The organism is Paraburkholderia edwinii, from assembly GCF_019428685.1.
Classification (GTDB): domain Bacteria; phylum Pseudomonadota; class Gammaproteobacteria; order Burkholderiales; family Burkholderiaceae; genus Paraburkholderia; species Paraburkholderia edwinii.
In genome coordinates this window covers 3,362,552-3,380,631 of record NZ_CP080095.1, presented here as the reverse complement: position 1 = coordinate 3,380,631, position 18,080 = coordinate 3,362,552, and the positions used below count along the sequence as shown (strand labels likewise).

The window sequence follows — 18,080 nt, the reverse complement described above, 5'->3', positions numbered from 1 at the left end:
CCTGGCGGTCAGTGCGGCGCGGTAGCGGTGGCGTTCGCGGCGGCACCTACGCTTGTATTTGCGCTTGGACCCGTACTCGTACCCGCACGTTTAGCCGCCTTGCGGCGTTCGCTCTCAGGCCACGTCTCAGCTTCCGACGGACCGTCAGCCGGCTCCACCAGTCCACCGCCGAGCGCCGCGACCAGCGTCGCGCGCGCGTTCAGCCGCTCGGCCTGCACGCGCGCCACGCCTTCCTGCGCGCGCAGCTGCTGCGTTTGCGCGATCAGCACGTTCACGTAATCGGTCAGGCCGCGCCGGTAACCTTCGCGCGAAAGCCGATAGTTTTTCGTCGCGATATCGACGGAGCGTTGTGCATCTTTCGCCTGCGTTTCGAGCGAGCGGATCCGCACGACCTGGTCGGAGATCTCCTTCAACGCGTCGACGATCGCCTGGTTGTACTGCCCCGCGGCGATATCGTAGCCCGCCGATGCAGCGCCGAGCTGCGCGCGCAGGCGCCCGCCGTCGAGAATCGGCAGCGACGCGGCCGGCCCTGCGGTCCACTGGCCGTTCTGCGCGTGCAGGAACTGGAAGAATGGCCCCATCGCGGCAAAGCCGCCGACCGACGCGAGCAGGTTAATGTTCGGATAAAAATCCGCGTGCGCGACGTCGATGCCGCGCGCTTGCGCCGCAACGGTCCAGCGCGCGGCGACGATATCGGGACGATGGCCGATCAGCTCCGCGGGCAGCGTCGACGGCAGTCCGGCGGGGCCGTTTAACGCGAGTTGCGGCCGCGTGATCGTGTCGCCCGCGCCCGGCCCTTTGCCGGCAAGCGCGGCAAGCTGATTGCGGCCGAGCGCGATGCTCTCTTCGAGCGCGTCGATGCGCCGTTCCGACTCGGGCAGCGGTGTTTCGGCCTGCGAGACTTCGAGCTGCGTGCCGAGGCCGCCTTTGAGCCGCCGGTTCGCAAGATCGGCGACCTGCTGCTGTTGCGCGAGCGTGCTCTTTTCGATGTCGAGCAGCTCGTAGTTCAGCGACATCTCGATGTACGTGCGCACCACGTTCGCTTCGATTTCGAGCTGCGCGGCGCGCGCATCGGCCGCGCTTGCGTGCGCGAGGTCGAGCGCGGCTTCGGCGGCGTTCTTATCGCGGCCCCATAGGTCGAGGTGGTACGACAGGCTCAACACGCCGGTGTTATTCCATGTGGTCTGGTCGGCAAGCGGGCCGGGGCCGTAATAGGCGTTATCGGGCCAATGCTGCCCTTGAATGGACAGACTGCCGTTGACCTGCGGCGCCAGCGCAGCCGCATTGACTGCCGCGAGTGCCTGCGCGTTGCGCACGCGCGCCTGCGCGACCGCGAGCGTCGGATTGCCCGCGAGTGCCGCTTCTACCCAACTGTTCAGCTGGGGATCCTGATAGGTGCGCCACCAGTCGACGGCGGGCCATTGCGCATCGAGATCGGCGGCGCGAATTGCCGCGCCCGCATCGAGCGACATCGGGTCGTTGCTGTGCGCTTGCGGCGCCACGTTTCCGGGAGACGCGCAGCCGGCAATTATTAGCGAGATCGCAAGAACGGCGAGCGCAGAGATCCCATTTCTCACCGAAAATTGCACGAATTTCTCCCTAATTGACTATGAAACGCTGCTCGCCATTATATTTTTCAGCTGATTACTGAATAATGGGCAAAGGTGTAACGCATCTTTACCGGATTTGCGATAATCGCCCTTGCAGTATGTGCAACAATCCGCCCTGCAAATGTAGTCAAGGATCGACATGGATACGCTTCAGAACATGCGCGTCTTTTCCCGCGTCGTCGAGGCGGGCAGCTTCACCGCTGCCGCGCAGCATCTCAATACCACCACCGCGTATGCGTCGCGCGCTGTTTCGGACCTCGAAGCACATCTGCGTACGCGTCTATTAAACCGGACCACGCGCCGTATCGCGCTCACTGAGGCCGGCGAGCGCTACCTGCAACGTTGCGAGCAGATTCTCGCGTATGTGGATCAGGCCGAGGCGGAAGCGAGCGATGCGCACGCGCGCCCGTCAGGCAAGCTGAAAGTGCACGCGATGACGAGTTTTGGTCAGCACTACGTCGTGCCGGCGGTAGGCGGGTATCAGGAGCTGTATCCGGAGGTGCACGTCGAACTGACGCTGGCCCAGCGCATGCCCGATCTGCTCGACGAAGGCTACGACGTCGCGCTCGTGCTCGCGCAGCATCTGCCCGATTCGGGCCTTGTTTCGCAGCGTCTTGGCAGCGCGTTCAGCATCACGTGCGCGTCGCCGGCGTATCTCGAACGCAACGGCGTGCCGCAAACGCCGGCGGATTTGCGCCATCACGTTTGCCTGCGCCTGCTTACGCCGATTTTCCCCACCGATGAATGGACCTTCGACGGTCCGAACGGGCAGGAGACGGTGGCGCTCGGCCCGGCGACGTTTCAGGTGAACGTGGCGGAAGCGCAGTCGGTGGCGGTGCGCGAAGGCATGGGCATCGGGCTCCTGCCGATTTACTCGGCCATTGCGGGTCTGCGCAGCGGCGAGCTCGTGTGGGTGCTGCCGGAGTACACGTCGCAGGAGATGACGTTGTACGCGCTGTATGCGTCGCGCCAGTATCTCGACGCAAAGATTCGCACGTGGGTCGAGTATCTGCGCGACGGCTTGCCCGCGACGCTGGCCAACGATCACGCCGAATTGCGCAAGTTCGCGCGGACCTGATTGCTGCGCTCAGTGCGTCGGGTGCGTTTGCATTCGGCGCATGGCGTGGTTTCGGTCCGGGGTTCGGTCCGCTGGCCGCTTCCGTACGACGTTACAGATGCCGTTGCATCGCAACACTTCCTTACTTCCCGCGCGGACCTGTTTTGCTAACGTGGAGTCCATGCCGCTGCCGACTCCCGCGGCGCACGCCGCAGTCCGCAACCCATCCGCAACAAATGGCAAGAAGAGGAAAATATGGATACGCATCTGATGATCGGTGTCGCCGTCATTTTTGGGCTGATCGTGATTGCCGCGTCGCGCGACGTGCTTCGACGCTTGCGGCCGCAGCCCCGGCTCGTGCCGGTAAAGGTCAGAACGATGAAGCCGGCGCGCAGGGATGATGCGAGCAGTCTCTGATACCGCTTTTCGCGGTATTCAAATCTCTATCACTCGGGTCCAGCTGAACGCGGCGTTTTCGAACTGAAGCGTGCGCCGATCATAGTAACCGCGCGGATTGCAGACGACGCGTGTGCCGTGCTCGACGTAATCGAAGGCGGTGTGCGTGTGGCCGTGAATCCATAGCGCGACGGGCTCGCGCACCAGCTCCCGCAAATCGTTGACGAAGCCTGCCGATACGAGGTCGCTTGCGTAGCGCGCGGCGAGACTGCGCCGATGCGGCGCATGATGCGTGACGACGATCGTTTTGCCCGTGAACGGTTGCGCGAGTGCATCGGTGAGCCATGCGCGTGAGCGTGCATGGAGCGCGAGCGAATCGGCGGGGGTGAAAGGGCGAGGCGTGCCGGGTTCTTCTCTGGCGCCTTCAGCATCGCCCCACGCAACCTGAATCAGCCCACGATAGTCGAGCATGGTGCGCTGCGCAGCGGCGATCGACGCCGCGCGTGTATCCGGTTCTGCGCCGTATAGCTCGAAGTCGGTCCACAGGGTCGTGCCGAGCACGCGCCATTGGCCGCGCGGGTCGACAAGCGCGGCATTATTCAGGAAGTGCACGTTGTCGACCGAATGCGCGGCATCGTGCATCGCCGCTTCGAGCGCGCCGAACTCTCCGTCGTAGTACTCGTGATTGCCCGGCACATAGACAACCGGCACTGCGCCATCGAACGTTTGCGCGGCCCAGCGCAACCCTTGCGCGTGATTGTGGATGTCGCCGGCGAGCACAACGAGGTCGGCGTCGGCGTGCGGAATCACGTCGGGCTCGTCGTGCTCGAGGTGCAGATCGGACAGCACACGAATCTTCATCGATACGGCTCCCTGGCTCCCTGGCTTCCGTGTGCCGCGCGCGGGCGGCGTGTTCCGTTTATGCCGCGAACTGGCGGCGTGGGCGGTGCAGGTAGCGTAGCACCTTCGCGCGCGGTATTTTGCGCTACGCCGCCTTCTTCGCGCGCCGCGCCGCGCGTTTGAACGGCGCGACGTAGGCCAGCGCACACGCGAAAAACAGCACCGCGAGCAGCGCTTCGAGCCACGCAAGCGCCGCGCTCGGACCGCGGTCGCTCATGCCGCGCACGATGCCTTCCATCAGATAGAGCAACACGAGCATCGACGCCCACTGCAGCGTATAGAGACTGCGGCGCCAGACACCCGGCAGCGCGAGCAACAGCGGCACCGCCTTCAGCACGAGCGCGGAGCCGCCGGGACGCAACGGCGCGATGCGCCATTCCCAACCGACGCACAACGCGATCAGCAAGACGAGTGATGCCGTTGCGCCGTAAGCGGCCCATGCCGATGCGTGCGGCACGGAGGTCGGCGTTGAAGACGAGTGTTGTGTGTTCATCGATACGGTAGTTTGCTATGCCCCGTTGTCGAGCCAGCCTACGGACGTTCGGTCATCGCCGCCGCGGTGCGCGCGATGCGTGCGCCGAGCGCGACCGCGAGCGCCTTCTCGTCGGCGGAAATGCCGTGGGCCGCCGAATCGGCGCGCGCATGGTGGGAAGCGCCATACGGCGAGCCGCCTGTTTGCGTCGTGTTCAGCAGGCTTTCGGTGTAAGGGATGCCGAGAATCAGCATGCCGTGATGCAGCAGCGGCAGCATCATCGAGAGCAGCGTGGTTTCCTGTCCGCCATGCAGACTGCCGGTCGAGGTGAACACGCAGGCGGGCTTGCCGGCGAGCGCGCCCGATAACCACTGCGGTGTCGTGCCGTCGAGAAAGTATTTGAGCGGCGCGGCCATATTGCCGAAGCGCGTCGGCGAGCCGAGCGCAAGACCCGCGCATTCTTCGAGGTCGCGCAGTTCGGCGTACGGCGGGCCTTCGCTGGGGATGTCCGGTGCGGTTGCCTCGCAAACGGTCGAGACCGGCGGAACCGTGCGCACGCGCGCCTGCATGCCGGGAACGCTATCGACGCCTTGCGCGATCGCAAGCGCGAGTTCGCGCGTCGCACCGTGCCGGCTGTAGTAAAGCACGAGGATATCTTTCATAGGCCCTTGTTAGTGAACGGGTATTATAGGGGCTGGGTCCGGCGCGCATGCCACGCGGTCACGTCATGCTCGGGTCATACCTCGGCAGGACGGCGTTACGGAGAAATCGATGAAGTGGAAGGAGCCCGATTTGCTGTCGCGCGTGTTGCCTCTGTTGTCTCGCTTACGTGTCGACTTCGATACGATTAAACGTCTCGCGCAATTCGCCGCGCAGCGCAGCGGCGAAGACCGTATCCCGCAAGTGGCCGGCAGCCTGACGTTCACCACGATGCTGTCGCTCGTGCCGCTTGCGACCGTCGCCTTCGCGCTTTTCACGGCCTTCCCGATTTTTGCGTCGTTCCAGAGCTCGCTGCAGGGCTTTCTCGCCGATCACCTGATGCCGGCGCAGTTCAACAACCAGATCTTCAAATACCTGAACCAGTTCGCGTCGAAGGCAAAGGGCCTGACGACGATCGGCATGATCGTCCTGCTCGTCACCTCGGTGATGACGATGATGACGGTCGAATCAGCCTTCAATGTGATCTGGCGCGTGCGCAAGGCGCGGCCGTTCGCGCAGCGCGTGCTCGTCTACTGGGCGATCCTGACCCTCGGGCCGCTGCTGATCGGTGTGAGCCTTTCGATTTCGTCGTATCTGTTCACGCGATCGATGGCGTACACGGCGACACAACACATACCGTCGATGATCGAATGGGCGCTGACAGGCGCCGCGTTGCCGCTGACAGTGCTCGCGTTCACGCTGATGTACATGTACCTGCCGAACTGCCGCGTTGAATGGCGCGACGCGGCGGTGGGCGGGCTATGCGCCGCAATCGCGTTCGAGCTCGCGAAGCGCGGCTTCGGTTTTTACATTCGCCGCATACCGAGTTATACGGCTGTGTACGGCGCGTTCGCGGTGGTGCCGCTGTTCCTGCTATGGATGTACCTGAGCTGGTTCATCACCCTGGTTGGGGCGATGATCGCGTCCGCATTGCCCGCGATTCGCATCGGGCAGTTTCACCGGCCTTATTTTGCCGGCGGCGATCTGCTCTATGCGCTCGAACTGCTTGCGACGCTCAGCGCCGCGCGCGACTCCGGTTCGCGCGGGTACACGGTGGCCGAACTCGCGCGGTTACTTCGCCGCGACATGGACACGACCGTGCGCCTCCTGCAGCAGCTCGAAACGATCGGCTGGATCGTGCCGCTCGACGAGAACGGCTTGCAGCCGCACTACGTGCTGCTTGCGAACCCGAATCAGATCACCGTGCGGCAGCTCTACGATCTGCTCGTGGTCGATCGCGGCGAACTCGCGTATCAGGCCAATCTCGACTCGACGCATGTTCACGGCGCGACGCTGCTTGCCGCGCTCGAAAACGACAAGCTCGATGTCACGCTCGCCGCGCTGGTCACGGCGCGTGCCGATGAGCGCTCCGCGCAGCGGGCCGACGAAGGCGCACGCGGGGCGGCGGCGATGCCGCATCGGGTGGCTTGAGGGGCTTGGGTCTTTGGCTTGCGATTTCGGCTTGCGATTTCGGCGTGCGATTCCGGCTTGCATGGGTGGCCGGTATGCGTTGCTTGCATGAGCGGGTTGCGCCAGGGGCTGCGATCGCATCTACAGCTACAGCTACAGCTACAGCGAAATCTTCCCCGTGCAAATGTCCTTGAACATCACCCAGTCGCCCATCAGGCTATAGATCGGATGGCGGAAGGTGGCGGGGCGGTTCTTCTCGAAGAAGAAATGCCCGACCCACGCAAACCCGTAACCACATATCACTGCCACCGGCAGCCACATCCAGTCCGCCGACGCGAGCGCCATCGCGACACAGCCGATCACGCCGAGCGAGCCGAGAAAGTGCAGACGCCGCGACGTGAGATTGCGATGTTCTTCCAGGTAGTACGGATAGAACTCGGCGAAGCTCGCGAAGCGCGGTTCATTTTGCGTCGAATGCGGATCCATCTTCAGCTCCCGTGCATTGCCGCTCGTACCCGCTCATACGGCTTATATCGTTTGCAGGCTGAATTTATTGTCCTGCGTTCCATTCGCACGCGCAACCTGGCCATTCGGCTAATGGTGCGCAACCGCTCAACCGGGTACGCTGACGGGTAACTTAGAGGCGAACGTAAAGAGCGCATCGAGCGTCGCATCGGGCTGTTCGGTCATCAGTGCGTGACCGGCATCGAGCGTGACGATGTCGAACGGCACCTGCGATTGGCGGAACGCATCGGCGAGTGCGCGCGTGGTGCGCGGCGGCGTCATCATGTCGCGCTTGCCCGCGATCAACCGCACGGGGCAGCGTACGTGCGCTGCACGTTCGAGGCCGTCCGCATAGGCGTTGCATGTGCTGAAGTCGGTATGAAAGAGGCGCGGCTCGCCGGTTGCCGCCACGCGCTCCATCAGGCGCTGGTTCATGCCGTGCAGCCAGAAGCCCGGCGCGGGGCACGACGGTTTCGCGGCGATCGTCGAATGCGACCACTGGTTGACCATGTCGATCGCTTCCGTCTCGCGCTCGCGTGCGGCGTCGAGCAGCGTATCGGAAACGGTCATCGGCACCGCGGTGGCGATGAGCGCGAGATGCGTCGCGCGCTCCGGGTAGCGGGCCGCGAAGTCGAGCGCGACGAGCGAGCCCATGCTATGGCCGGCCACAAAAGCGCGTGCGGTGCCGGTCGCGTCGAGGAGCGCCGCGAGCCAGTCGGCGAGTTCACCGATGCTGGCGAGCGCGGGGCCCGCGCTGCGGCAATGTCCGGGCAGATCGGGCGCGAGCACGCTAAAGCCGTGATGCGCAAAGTAGCGCGTTTGCAGCGCCCAGACGCTGTGGTCGTGTTCGGCGCCATGGATAAAGACGGCCGTCGGCAGCGCAGGGTCGAAGGATTTGCCGCCCGTGTACGCGTAGGCCGCTTTGCCGCTCACGTCGACGATCATGGGGACTCCTTGCGCGCGGCATTGGCGCGCGTGTTCGAGGCGGGCGTGGCTGCTGCGTGCGGTGGGTGGTCCTCTGTGCTGGTGCCGGCGCCAGCACGAGTACCAGCGCGACCACCTGCGCCAGCAGCATCCGCAGTACCAGCGGTACCAGCACCAGCCCCAGCAGCCTTTTGCACGGCCTTCAATGCCCGCTTGAGATCGTCGATCAGATCGTCCGGGTCTTCAAGGCCGATCGACAGCCGCACTGTGCCTTCCGCGATGCCGGCCGCCGCGAGCGCGGTTGCGTCCATCCGGAAGTGCGTCGTGGATGCGGGGTGGATCACGAGCGAGCGCGCATCGCCGACGTTCGCGAGATGCGAAAAGAGTGCAAGCGCCTCGATAAACCGGCGGCCAGCCTCGCGGTCGCCGCGCAGATTGAAGCTGAAGACCGCGCCCGCGCCACGCGGCAGCAGGCGCTTCGCAAGCGCATGGTCCGGATGCGACGGCAACTCAGGGTAAGCGACCGATTCGACGGCCGGATGCGCGGCGAGAAAATCGACCACCTTGCGCGTGTTCGCAACATGGCGCTCCATGCGTAGCGGCAAGGTTTCGATGCCCTGCAGCAATTGCCAGGCGGCCTGCGGATGCAGGCACGCGCCGAAGTCGCGCAGGCCCTCGCGGCGCGCCCGCAGCAAAAACGGCGCGACGGTGCTTTCTTCGGCGAACACCATGCCGTGAAAGCCCGCATACGGCTCGGTGAACTCGGGAAAGCGGCCCGATGCGGCGAAATCGAACGTGCCGCCGTCCACGAGCACGCCGCCGATCGTCGTGCCGTGGCCGCCGAGGAATTTGGTCGCCGAGTGATAGACGAAGTCGGCGCCGTGCTCGAATGGCTTGATCAGATACGGCGTTGTGAACGTCGAATCGACGAGCAGCGGCACGCGCTGCGCATGCGCGATCTGCGCGAGCGCGGCGATATCGAGCACGTCGAGGCCCGGGTTGCCGAGCGTCTCGCCGAACAGCAGTCGCGTATTCGGCCGCACGGCCGCGCGCCAGCCGTCGAGATCGCCGGGCCTGACGAAGGTCGTCTCGATGCCGAAGCGCGGCAGCGTATAGCTGAGCAGATTATGCGACCCGCCATACAGCGCGCTCGATGCAACGATATGCGAGCCCGCGCCCATCAGCGTTGCGATGGCAAGGTGCAGGGCGGCCTGACCGCTTGCGGTGCCGATCGCGCCCGCGCCGTTTTCGAGCGCGGCCACGCGTTCCTCGAATACGGCGACGGTCGGATTCGAGATCCGCGAGTACACATGGCCCGCGCGCTCCATGTTGAAGAGCGCGGCCGCATGGTCGGTGTCGCGGAACGTGAACGACGTGGTTTGATAGATCGGCGTCGCACGCGCGCCGGTGGTGGGATCCGGGGCCGCGCCGGCATGCAGCGCGAGCGTATCGAAACGGTTGGCTGGCATCGGAACGGCAGGGCGTAAAGCCGCGCGGAGGTGGGGGTGTGGCCATCGTATCACCCGCCCGGCGGTGCCGGAGAGGCGTGGGCGTGCCGCTTGCGGCAACCGTATGCAGCGCGCGGAATGCGCTTGCGCTGTGTTTCCTCCCTGCTTTCCTTTTAGGGGTCTTTCCGATAGCATCAAAAATAATGCCATCCAAGCCTATCCGCGCATCATCAGGAGACGAATCATGCGAGTCAGCGACATTCTCAAGGTAAAGGGCAACACCTTATTCACGGTGACGCCCGACACTCCACTCAACGACGCGATCGATACCATGGCCGATCACGATATCGGTTCGCTCGTCGTAATGGAGTATGGCGATCTGGTCGGCATGCTGACATTCCGCGAAATCATCCTTACGGTGTCGCGCAATGGCGGCAGCGTCGGCACCACGACGATCCGCAAGATCATGGACGACCATCCGCTCACCTGCACCCCGGAAACGGACGTCAACGAGGTGCGGCGCATGATGCTCGAGCATCACGTGCGCTATCTGCCGGTCATGGAAAGCCGCGCGCTGATGGGCGTGATCTCGTTCTACGACGTCGCGAAGGCGGTTGTGGAGGAGCAGGGCTTCGAGAACCGCATGTTGAAGGCCTATATTCGCGACTGGCCGGAAGAGCGGGAACCGGCGCAGTAAGCGCAGCCAGCGCAGTCAGTATCGCGGGGCCCGCGGCGTCCCGGCGGTCAAGGCGTCCATCTGCCCGCTGCCGGTTTCACGCTACCGCACCGGTGGTTTGGTGTAGGGTACGGGTTATCCCCGATGCGGCCTCATTGATATTGCCTCGTTAGTGTTGCCTGGATTGGTCGCCGCGGTTTAACCGATACGAGGCGTCTGACGTTGCATCGGAGCGCGCGCGAAAGCGTGCGCTTTTTTATGTCCGCTCGCCGCGTTGGGCCGGTTGCGTCGCGGCTTGCATCGATTCGCTGCGATTGTTCGCAGGTTTGTCCGCGCGTTTGCCAACTGTGTCGACGCCACGCACAGCGTCATCACCCGCTGGCAGACTCGCGGCCCGTTGTCTACCTTACATTGTGCCTTCCGGCATCTGCCGATACTCCGCATTCTGCATCCGATGAGCGATCGACCGCTACCCGCCGCCCGCCGTGCCGCCCGCGAAGGCCACGCGCACGAATCGCAGTTTCGTCTGCTGCGCGAGCGGCGTTTCGCGCCGTTCTTCTGGACGCAGTTCCTCGGCGCGATGAACGACAATGTGTTCAAGATCGGCTTCACGTCGCTCGTCACCTATCAGGCGGCGCGCTTTTCGGGCGTCAATGCCGATACGGCCGCGTTTCTGATTTCCGCCATCTTTATCCTGCCGTTCGTGCTGTTTTCCGCGACCTCCGGCCAGATCGCCGACAAGTACGACAAGGCGATGCTCACGCGTTTCGTGAAGACCTTCGAAATCGGCGTGATGATCGTCGGCGGCGCGGGCTTCTGGCTGCATAGCGCGCCGCTGCTGTATCTGTGCACGTTCATGATGGGCGTGCATTCGACGCTGTTCGGCCCGGTCAAGTATGCGTATCTGCCGCAGCATCTGGAGAAGCAGGAACTGGTCGGCGGCAATGGTCTGGTCGAAATGGGCACCTTCGTCGCAATTCTGCTCGGTACGATTATCGGCGGTGCGGCGGCGGGCCTTGCCGCGCACAGCGAAGCGATTCTCGCTGGCGGCTGCCTCGCGATCGCGCTGATCGGCCGTGTCGTGTCGGGCTTCGTGCCGGCTTCGCGGCCCGCGCAGCCGTGCCTCGAGATCAACTGGAATCCGGTCAGCGAAACCTGGCGCAATCTGAAACTCGCGCGCGAGCACCGCACGGTGTTTCTGAGCCTGCTCGGCATTTCCTGGCTGTGGTTCGTCGGCGCGACGTTTCTGTCGTCGTTTTTCCGTTTCGCGAAAGATGTGCTGTCCGCGAACCCCGATGTGGTGACCGTGCTGCTCGCGACGTTCTCGGTCGGCATCGGTATCGGTTCGCTGATGTGCGAGCGGCTCTCGAAGCGGCGCATCGAGATCGGACTTGTGCCGCTCGGTTCGATCGGCATGAGCGTATTCGCGATCGACCTGTTTTTCGCGAGCCATGCGCTGCCGCGCGCGCCGCATCTGTTATCCGTCGCCGAGTTTCTCGCGATCCCTTCGCACTGGCGCGTGCTTGCTGATCTGTTTCTGCTCGCGATGTTCGGTGGCTTCTACAGCGTGCCGCTCTATGCGCTGATTCAGGCGCGCAGCGTGCCGAGCCATCGCGCGCGCATCATCGCGGCGAACAATATTCTGAACTCGCTGTTCATGATCGTTTCGGCGCTGATGGCCGTGGCGTTGACGTCGGCGGGCGTCGGCATTCCGGGGCTTTTCCTCATTACCGCGCTGCTGAATGTCGTGGTCGCGATCTATATCTATTCGCTCGTGCCGGAGTTTCTGCTGCGCTTTGTCGCGTGGCTGCTCGTGCATACGTTTTACCGGATCCGCCTCGTGCACGCGGAGCGTATTCCGGAAGAGGGCGCCGCGGTGCTGGTCTGCAACCACGTGAGCTATGTCGATGCGATCGTCATCATGGCCGAAAGCCCGCGGCCGATCCGCTTTGTGATGGATCACCGGATCTTTCGCACGCCGTTCGTCGGCTGGCTGTTCCGGCACGCGAAGGCGATTCCGATCGCGCCCGCGCACGAAGATGCCGCGGTGCTGGAGCGTGCTTACGACGCCTGTGCGCAGGCGCTGAAGGAAGGCGACCTCGTCTGCATCTTCCCCGAGGGCAAGCTTACGAAAACCGGCGAGATCAATCCGTTCCGCCATGGCGTGACAGAAATCTTGCGCCGCACGCCGGCGCCGGTGTTGCCGATGGCACTGCGCGGGTTGTGGGGCAGCGTGTTTTCGCGCGGCAGCGATTCGCAATGGCCGCGGCCTGTGCACAAGGGCGTGATGAGCCGGCTCACGCTCGCGGTCGGCGAGCCGCTCGACGCGGCGCATGTCACGCCCGAGGGCTTGCAGCAGATCGTCGCGGAGTTGCGCGGCGCGCGCAAGTAAGCGGACACCGACTCGCCGCGCGGGACCGCCCGCACCCGAGGCTGGCATAATATCGGTTTCCCCGCATTACTTTGGACGACGCTCATGTCCGGCAACACGTTCGGTACGCTCTTCACCGTCACGACCTTCGGCGAATCGCATGGCCCTGCCATCGGTTGTGTCATCGACGGCTGCCCGCCCGGCACGGCGCTCGTCGAAGCCGATATCCAGTTCGAACTCGATCGCCGCAAGCCCGGCACCTCGCGCCACGTCACGCAGCGTCAGGAAGAAGACAAGGTCGAGATCCTGTCCGGCGTCTTCGAAGGGCAGACCACAGGCGCGCCGATCGCGCTCCTGATCCGCAACACCGATCAGCGCAGCAAGGACTACGGCAACATCGCCGAAACGTTCCGCCCCGGTCACGCCGACTACACCTACTGGCAGAAGTACGGCATTCGCGACCATCGCGGCGGCGGCCGCTCGTCGGCACGTCTGACCGCGCCGACCGTCGCGGCGGGCGCGGTCGCGAAGAAGTGGCTGCGCGAGCATCTGGGCATCGAGATTCGCGGCTATATGTCCGCGCTCGGCGAGATCGACGTGCCGTTCGTCGATTGGGCGCATGTGCGCGAGAACCCGTTCTTCGCGGCAAATGCCGATCTCGTGCCGCAGCTCGAAGCGTATATGGACGCGCTGCGCAAGGAGGGCGATTCGATCGGCGCGCGCATCAACGTCGTCGCGTCGGGCGTGCCGGTGGGCCTCGGTGAACCGCTGTTCGACCGGCTCGACGCCGACATCGCGCACGCGATGATGGGCATCAACGCGGTGAAGGGCGTCGAGATCGGCGCGGGCTTCGCGAGCGTGGCCCAGCGCGGCTCCGTGCATGGCGACGAACTGACGCCCGAAGGTTTTGTCGGCAATCACGCGGGCGGCGTGCTCGGCGGTATTTCGACGGGGCAGGACATCACGGTCTCGATCGCGATCAAGCCGACTTCGAGCATCCGCACGCCGCGCCGTTCGATCGACAAGTCCGGCGAACCGGCTATCGTCGAAACGTTCGGTCGGCACGACCCGTGTGTCGGCATTCGCGCAACGCCGATCGCCGAGGCGATGCTCGCGCTGGTGCTGATCGATCACACGCTGCGCAATCGCGCGCAATGCGGTGACGTGGTGGTCGCGACGCCGAAGATCGCGGCGAAGGCGCCGTAGCGGGCAGAGTCGCGATCACGTCGCGATCCGGGTCGCGGCTCGCGCTGTCGGAAGGCCATCGGATCGAGAACACAAGGTAATCGTAGTTTTACCGTCCGTGGAGCATAACGATGACAGCCTCCACATCATCCAGCGCCGATGCTCTGGCGCAACTTCACGCGCGCGCGACAGCGCCGAACGCGGTGGCCGCCGACTGGCGCGCGTACGGCGACGCGCTCTGCATGCAGGCAGGCCGCGACCCCAACCGTTTGCGCGATGCGTTAAGCGCATTGGTGCGCGCATGGCGCCTCGACGCATCAAGCGACCCCACGTTGCTGCCGAAAATCGCGCAGACGGCATTTATTGTGCGCGACTGGCCGCTCGTCGAATCCGCCACCGAACTGCTGCTCGCACGCGACGCCGCCGATGCGAACGCGCTGGTCTGGCGTGCGGCCGCCATGCAGCAACGCGACGATTTCAACGAAGCGCAGCGCTTGCTGCTGGAAGCGGCACGCGTCGCGCCGAATAATCCTGTGGTGCTGCACAAGCTCGCGTTGTGTATCAAGGAGCAGGGTCGTTTTGCCGAAGCGGAAGCGCTGTTGCACCGGGTGCTCGAACTGTCGCCGGACAGTCCGCATGCACAATTCGATCTCGCGGAGCTTGAAATTCGCGCGGGCCGCTTCGCGCAGGCGTGGCCGTATTACGAGGCGCGTCTCGCTTTCGACGATGGCATCGACAACGCGCAGCAGGCGCTTGCCGCGATCAGCCCGCACTGGCGCGGCGAACCGCTCGCGGGCAAGACGCTGATCGTCTATGGCGAGCAGGGGCATGGCGATTGCCTCTGGGCGGCGCGCTTTCTGCCGCGTCTCGCGCAACGCGCGCGCGACGAAGGCGGCCGCGTGATCTTCGGCCACGACGGACCGCTGCGCGCGCTGTTCGAGCGCATGCTGCCGGCGGACGTCAAGGTCGAAACGAGCCTCGATACGCATCCCGATTTCCATTGCGGCTTGATGAGCTTGCCGCTGTATCTCGGCGTTCATGATGCAGCGGGTTGGTCGCAACCGTATCTGAGCGCCGATCCGGCGCGTGTCGAAGCATGGCAAGCGTATGTCGTTGCGGTTGCAACGAACGGTCAGCCAGGCGGCGGTCAACCAAGCAGCAGTCAACAAGGCGGTCAACAAGACGCCCAGCAAAACCGCCAGCTCCGCGTCGGTATCGTCTGGAACGGCAACCCTGCGCACGTGCGCGATGCGCGTCGTTCAGTGCCCATCGAGCAGCTCGAAGCGCTGCTTGCCGTGCCGGGAGTCACATGGTTTGCTTTGTCGCCGGGACGCGAGGCGGCCGTTGCGCAATGGCGCGCGCACGGTGTGAATATTGTCGACCCCACCGCGCGTTTCGGTGCGGGCTTCGACGACGTCGCCGCGCTGCTGATGAATCTCGACCTCGTCGTGACGATCGACAGTGGCCCCGCGCATCTGGCCGGCGCGCTCGGCGTGCCGACTTGCCTGATGATCGATCACGTATCGGCGTGGTTCTGGGGCAATGAGACGCAAGGCACGCCGTGGTATGGCTCGATCGAGCTCTATCGTCAGCCGTCGGTGGGCGCCTGGGCGCCGGTGATCGAGCGGGTTAAAGCGCGAGTCGAAGCGTTGGCTGCCGCGGCCGCGCCACGCGGATAGCGCATCACCGCTGCAGCGAAGCATCGCAGCAACGGCGTGCATTGCTCGTCGAAGCGTTAGCCGCGGCGGCTGTCGCGCAACACGGATAGTCCATCACCGCAGCAACGCCTCCGCCGCCCATCACATGTTCGGATAGTTCGGCCCGCCACCGCCTTCGGGCGTGACCCACACGATATTCTGCGTCGGGTCCTTGATATCGCAGGTCTTGCAGTGCACGCAGTTCTGCGCATTGATCACGAGGCGCTCGTTGCCGTCGTCGCTTTTCACGAACTCATAGACTGCCGCGGGGCAGTATCGGCCCTCGGGTCCGGCATACGTCCTGAAGTTGACATTGACCGGCACTGACGGATCTTTCAGCGTCAGGTGTGCGGGCTGATTTTCCTCGTGATTCGTGTTCGAGATAAACACCGAAGAGAGCCGGTCGAACGTGAGCTTGCCATCGGGCTTCGGATAATCGATCGGCTTGCATTCGGACGCGGGCTTCAGCGTCTCGTGGTCCGAGTGCTGATGATGCAGCGTCCACGGTACATTACCGCCCAACACCTTCTGCTCGATGCCGACCATCAACGTGCCGAGATAAAGCCCCTTGCTCATCCACTGCTTGAAATTACGCGCGCGATGCAGTTCGCCGTGCAGCCACGATTGCTTGAACGCGTCCGGATAGGCGGTCAGCTCGTCAGCCTGACGTCCCGCCTGCAGTGCATCGAACGCGGCATCGGCGGCCATCATGCCGGACTTGATCGCCGCATGGCTGCCCTTGATGCGCGACGCGTTCAGAAAGCCCGCATCGTCGCCCACCAGCGCGCCGCCCGGAAACACGAGCTTCGGCAGCGATACCAGTCCGCCCGCGGTGATTGCGCGCGCACCGTACGACACGCGCTTGCCGCCTTCGAGGAACGCGCGAATCGACGGATGCGTCTTGTAGCGCTGGAACTCCTCGAACGGCGACAGATACGGATTCGTATAGCCGAGCCCGACGACAAAGCCGACCATCACCTGGTTATTGTCGATGTGATAGAGGAACGAGCCGCCGTACGTTTCGGTATCGAGCGGCCAGCCCGCCGTGTGGATCACGAGGCCGGGCTTGTGCTTCGCCGGATCGATTTCCCACAGTTCCTTGATGCCGATTCCGTAGACCTGCGGGTCGGCGCCGTCGCGCAGCCTGAATGTGTCCTGCAGTTGCCGCCCGAGGTGCCCGCGCGCGCCTTCGCAAAAGAGCGTGTATTTCGCGTGCAGCTCCATGCCGAGCTGGAAATTTTCGGTCGGCTCGCCGTCCTTGCCGATGCCCATATTGCCGGTCACGACGCCTTTGACCGAGCCTTCGTCGCCATACAGCACCTCGGCTGCCGGGAAACCCGGGAAGATCTCGACGCCGAGCGCCTCGGCCTGTTGTCCGAGCCAGCGCGTGACGTTGGCCAGACTGATCACATAATTGCCATGATTCTTGAAGTTGTCCGGCAGCGCCCAGTTCGGCACCGAGGTCGCTTTGGTCTCGGAGAGGAACAGGAAGCGGTCTTCGGTCACTTCGACGGTAAGCGGCGCGCCTTTTTCCTTCCAGTCCGGAATCAGCTCCGAGATGGCGCGCGGGTCCATCACCGCGCCCGACAGGATATGAGCCCCGATCTCCGATCCCTTTTCGAGCACGCAGACGCCGATTTCCACGCCTTTTTCCTGCGCGCGCTGCTTGAGACGGATCGCCGCGGCAAGCCCGGCTGGCCCGCCGCCGACGATCACGACGTCGTATTCCATCGACTCGCGCGGACCGTATTGCTCGATGAGACTTGCGGGGGTCATTGAAACTCCTCTTACCGTTAGAATACTTTTTTCGGGATCGTATTGTGGGCGAACGGTTCCGACGCTGCAACCGAATGCACTCTTATTAGCACGATCGTATTATTATTCAGGAAAACCACAATGGGCCGTTCGATCAATCTGGAAGGCAAGGTCGCGCTAATCACCGGCGCGTCCACTGGGCTTGGCAAGCGGTTCGCACAAGTGTTGTCGCAGGCCGGCGCGAAAGTCGTGCTGGCGAGCCGCCGCGTCGAGCGCCTGAAGGAATTGCGCGCCGAAATCGAAGCGTCCGGCGGCGCGGCGCACGTCGTCTCGCTTGACGTCACCGACTATCAAAGCATCAAGGCCGCCGTCGCGCATGCCGAAACCGAAGCCGGCACCATCGATATTCTCGTCAATAATTCCGGCGTCTCGACCACGCAGCGTCTGGCGGAAGTGACGCCGGCTGACTTCGAATATGTGTTCGACACGAACACGCGCGGCGCGTTTTTCGTCGCGCAGGAAGTCGCCAAGCGGATGATCATGCGCGGCGCGGGCAGCGGCGGCAAGCCGCCTTATCGCATCATCAATATCGCGTCGATGGCGGGTCTGCGCGTGATTCCGCAAATCGGCCTGTACGCGATGAGCAAGGCGGCGGTCGTGCATATGACCAAAGCCATGGCGCAGGAGTGGGGCCGGCACGGCATCAACGTGAACGCGATCTGCCCGGGCTATATCGAAACCGAGATGAACCATCATCACTGGTCGACCGAGCAAGGCCAGAAGCTGATCGCGATGCTGCCGCGCCATCGCGTCGGCAAGCCCGAAGATCTCGACGGTCTGCTGCTGATGCTGGCCGCCGACGAATCGCAGTTCATCAACGGCGCGGTCATCGCCGCGGACGACGGTTTCGGCCTGTCGTAAGGCATTTCGTTTCGGCGCCGCTATGCGCCTCATGCAACCGCGATGATCGGAACGT

Annotated in this window: 16 protein-coding genes; 8 read left to right on the top strand and 8 right to left on the bottom strand. The window is 64.1% G+C overall.

The features are described 5' to 3' along the window. Positions 1-8 precede the first annotated feature (8 nt). The gene (locus KZJ38_RS14910) at positions 9-1,589 is read right to left on the bottom strand and encodes an efflux transporter outer membrane subunit (RefSeq protein ID WP_219796759.1); all 1,581 of its coding nucleotides are present in this window, start codon (positions 1,587-1,589) and stop codon (positions 9-11) included. Between the two features lie 160 nt (positions 1,590-1,749). Between KZJ38_RS14910 and KZJ38_RS14905 the strand changes: the two genes are divergently transcribed. Both KZJ38_RS14905 and KZJ38_RS14900 read left to right on the top strand, forming a co-directional pair. Further along, positions 1,750-2,688 carry a LysR family transcriptional regulator gene (locus tag KZJ38_RS14905; protein ID WP_219796757.1) on the top strand — a complete coding sequence of 313 codons (939 nt, stop codon included), beginning with the start codon at positions 1,750-1,752 and terminating at the stop codon, positions 2,686-2,688. A 234-nt stretch (positions 2,689-2,922) separates the two neighbouring features. Next, a complete protein-coding gene (locus KZJ38_RS14900) occupies positions 2,923-3,084 on the top strand; it encodes a hypothetical protein (RefSeq protein WP_219796755.1) in 162 nt (53 codons plus the stop codon). Positions 3,085-3,102: 18 nt separating this feature from the next. Here KZJ38_RS14900 and KZJ38_RS14895 read toward each other — a convergent pair whose 3' ends face one another. The 3 genes from KZJ38_RS14895 to wrbA all read right to left on the bottom strand — a co-directional run bounded on the left by KZJ38_RS14895 (position 3,103) and on the right by wrbA (position 5,097). Further along, the gene (locus tag KZJ38_RS14895) at positions 3,103-3,924 is read right to left on the bottom strand and encodes a metallophosphoesterase (protein ID WP_219796754.1); all 822 of its coding nucleotides are present in this window, start codon (positions 3,922-3,924) and stop codon (positions 3,103-3,105) included. A 124-nt stretch (positions 3,925-4,048) separates the two neighbouring features. Further along, positions 4,049-4,456, bottom strand: coding sequence for a DUF2069 domain-containing protein (locus KZJ38_RS14890; RefSeq protein ID WP_219796752.1), 408 nt, complete (start codon positions 4,454-4,456; stop codon positions 4,049-4,051). A 38-nt stretch (positions 4,457-4,494) separates the two neighbouring features. Next, on the bottom strand, positions 4,495-5,097 hold the full coding sequence (wrbA, locus tag KZJ38_RS14885) for an NAD(P)H:quinone oxidoreductase (protein ID WP_219796750.1): 603 nt from the start codon (positions 5,095-5,097) through the stop codon (positions 4,495-4,497). Positions 5,098-5,206: 109 nt separating this feature from the next. Here wrbA and KZJ38_RS14880 point away from each other — a divergent pair, with 109 nt between their 5' ends. Beyond that, on the top strand, positions 5,207-6,565 hold the full coding sequence (locus KZJ38_RS14880; protein WP_219796749.1) for a YihY family inner membrane protein: 1,359 nt from the start codon (positions 5,207-5,209) through the stop codon (positions 6,563-6,565). A gap of 138 nt (positions 6,566-6,703) precedes the next feature. On the opposite strand, the gene KZJ38_RS14875 is transcribed toward KZJ38_RS14880, so the two are convergent. The 3 genes from KZJ38_RS14875 to KZJ38_RS14865 all read right to left on the bottom strand — a co-directional run bounded on the left by KZJ38_RS14875 (position 6,704) and on the right by KZJ38_RS14865 (position 9,441). Then, a complete protein-coding gene (locus tag KZJ38_RS14875) occupies positions 6,704-7,030 on the bottom strand; it encodes an Mpo1-like protein (protein WP_219796747.1) in 327 nt (108 codons plus the stop codon). Positions 7,031-7,156: 126 nt separating this feature from the next. After that, a complete protein-coding gene (locus tag KZJ38_RS14870) occupies positions 7,157-7,993 on the bottom strand; it encodes an alpha/beta fold hydrolase (RefSeq protein WP_219796745.1) in 837 nt (278 codons plus the stop codon). Then, positions 7,990-9,441 (bottom strand): O-acetylhomoserine aminocarboxypropyltransferase, encoded by a 1,452-nt coding sequence (locus tag KZJ38_RS14865; RefSeq protein WP_246641484.1) that lies wholly within the window; start codon positions 9,439-9,441, stop codon positions 7,990-7,992. Before KZJ38_RS14865 ends, KZJ38_RS14870 begins: the two co-directional genes overlap by 4 nt. 223 nt (positions 9,442-9,664) lie before the next feature. Here KZJ38_RS14865 and KZJ38_RS14860 point away from each other — a divergent pair, with 223 nt between their 5' ends. The 4 genes from KZJ38_RS14860 (at position 9,665) to KZJ38_RS14845 (ending at position 15,331) form a co-directional block, all read left to right on the top strand. Further along, the gene (locus KZJ38_RS14860; RefSeq protein WP_219796743.1) at positions 9,665-10,117 is read left to right on the top strand and encodes a CBS domain-containing protein; all 453 of its coding nucleotides are present in this window, start codon (positions 9,665-9,667) and stop codon (positions 10,115-10,117) included. Between the two features lie 433 nt (positions 10,118-10,550). Then, complete coding sequence (locus KZJ38_RS14855; protein ID WP_219796742.1) at positions 10,551-12,488, top strand: MFS transporter; 1,938 nt, start codon at positions 10,551-10,553, stop codon at positions 12,486-12,488. Between the two features lie 84 nt (positions 12,489-12,572). Next, positions 12,573-13,673 carry a chorismate synthase gene (gene aroC / locus KZJ38_RS14850; RefSeq protein WP_219796740.1) on the top strand — a complete coding sequence of 367 codons (1,101 nt, stop codon included), beginning with the start codon at positions 12,573-12,575 and terminating at the stop codon, positions 13,671-13,673. A gap of 110 nt (positions 13,674-13,783) precedes the next feature. Further along, positions 13,784-15,331, top strand: a complete 1,548-nt coding sequence (locus KZJ38_RS14845) for a tetratricopeptide repeat protein (RefSeq protein ID WP_219796738.1) — start codon at positions 13,784-13,786, stop codon at positions 15,329-15,331. A 120-nt stretch (positions 15,332-15,451) separates the two neighbouring features. Here KZJ38_RS14845 and KZJ38_RS14840 read toward each other — a convergent pair whose 3' ends face one another. Continuing rightward, complete coding sequence (locus KZJ38_RS14840) at positions 15,452-17,125, bottom strand: electron transfer flavoprotein-ubiquinone oxidoreductase (protein ID WP_219796736.1); 1,674 nt, start codon at positions 17,123-17,125, stop codon at positions 15,452-15,454. A 120-nt stretch (positions 17,126-17,245) separates the two neighbouring features. Here KZJ38_RS14840 and KZJ38_RS14835 point away from each other — a divergent pair, with 120 nt between their 5' ends. Further along, positions 17,246-18,025: an SDR family oxidoreductase gene (locus KZJ38_RS14835; RefSeq protein ID WP_219796734.1), complete on the top strand. Its 780-nt coding sequence runs from the start codon at positions 17,246-17,248 to the stop codon at positions 18,023-18,025. The last annotated feature ends 55 nt before the right edge of the window (positions 18,026-18,080 follow it).

Bases quoted from the DNA above. Each gene is read 5' to 3' on its own strand.
- KZJ38_RS14835 (WP_219796734.1), top strand. From the start codon at position 17,246: ATGGGCCGTTCGATCAATCTGGAAGGCAAGGTCGCGCTAATCACCGGC.
- KZJ38_RS14900 (WP_219796755.1), top strand. From the start codon at position 2,923: ATGGATACGCATCTGATGATCGGTGTCGCCGTCATTTTTGGGCTGATC.
- KZJ38_RS14860 (WP_219796743.1), top strand. From the start codon at position 9,665: ATGCGAGTCAGCGACATTCTCAAGGTAAAGGGCAACACCTTATTCACG.
- KZJ38_RS14880 (WP_219796749.1), top strand. From the start codon at position 5,207: ATGAAGTGGAAGGAGCCCGATTTGCTGTCGCGCGTGTTGCCTCTGTTG.
- aroC (WP_219796740.1), top strand. From the start codon at position 12,573: ATGTCCGGCAACACGTTCGGTACGCTCTTCACCGTCACGACCTTCGGC.
- wrbA (WP_219796750.1), bottom strand. From the start codon at position 5,097: ATGAAAGATATCCTCGTGCTTTACTACAGCCGGCACGGTGCGACGCGC.
- KZJ38_RS14845 (WP_219796738.1), top strand. From the start codon at position 13,784: ATGACAGCCTCCACATCATCCAGCGCCGATGCTCTGGCGCAACTTCAC.
- KZJ38_RS14840 (WP_219796736.1), bottom strand. From the start codon at position 17,125: ATGACCCCCGCAAGTCTCATCGAGCAATACGGTCCGCGCGAGTCGATG.
- KZJ38_RS14865 (WP_246641484.1), bottom strand. From the start codon at position 9,441: ATGCCAGCCAACCGTTTCGATACGCTCGCGCTGCATGCCGGCGCGGCC.
- KZJ38_RS14870 (WP_219796745.1), bottom strand. From the start codon at position 7,993: ATGATCGTCGACGTGAGCGGCAAAGCGGCCTACGCGTACACGGGCGGC.
- KZJ38_RS14905 (WP_219796757.1), top strand. From the start codon at position 1,750: ATGGATACGCTTCAGAACATGCGCGTCTTTTCCCGCGTCGTCGAGGCG.
- KZJ38_RS14855 (WP_219796742.1), top strand. From the start codon at position 10,551: ATGAGCGATCGACCGCTACCCGCCGCCCGCCGTGCCGCCCGCGAAGGC.
- KZJ38_RS14875 (WP_219796747.1), bottom strand. From the start codon at position 7,030: ATGGATCCGCATTCGACGCAAAATGAACCGCGCTTCGCGAGCTTCGCC.
- KZJ38_RS14895 (WP_219796754.1), bottom strand. From the start codon at position 3,924: ATGAAGATTCGTGTGCTGTCCGATCTGCACCTCGAGCACGACGAGCCC.
- KZJ38_RS14890 (WP_219796752.1), bottom strand. From the start codon at position 4,456: ATGAACACACAACACTCGTCTTCAACGCCGACCTCCGTGCCGCACGCA.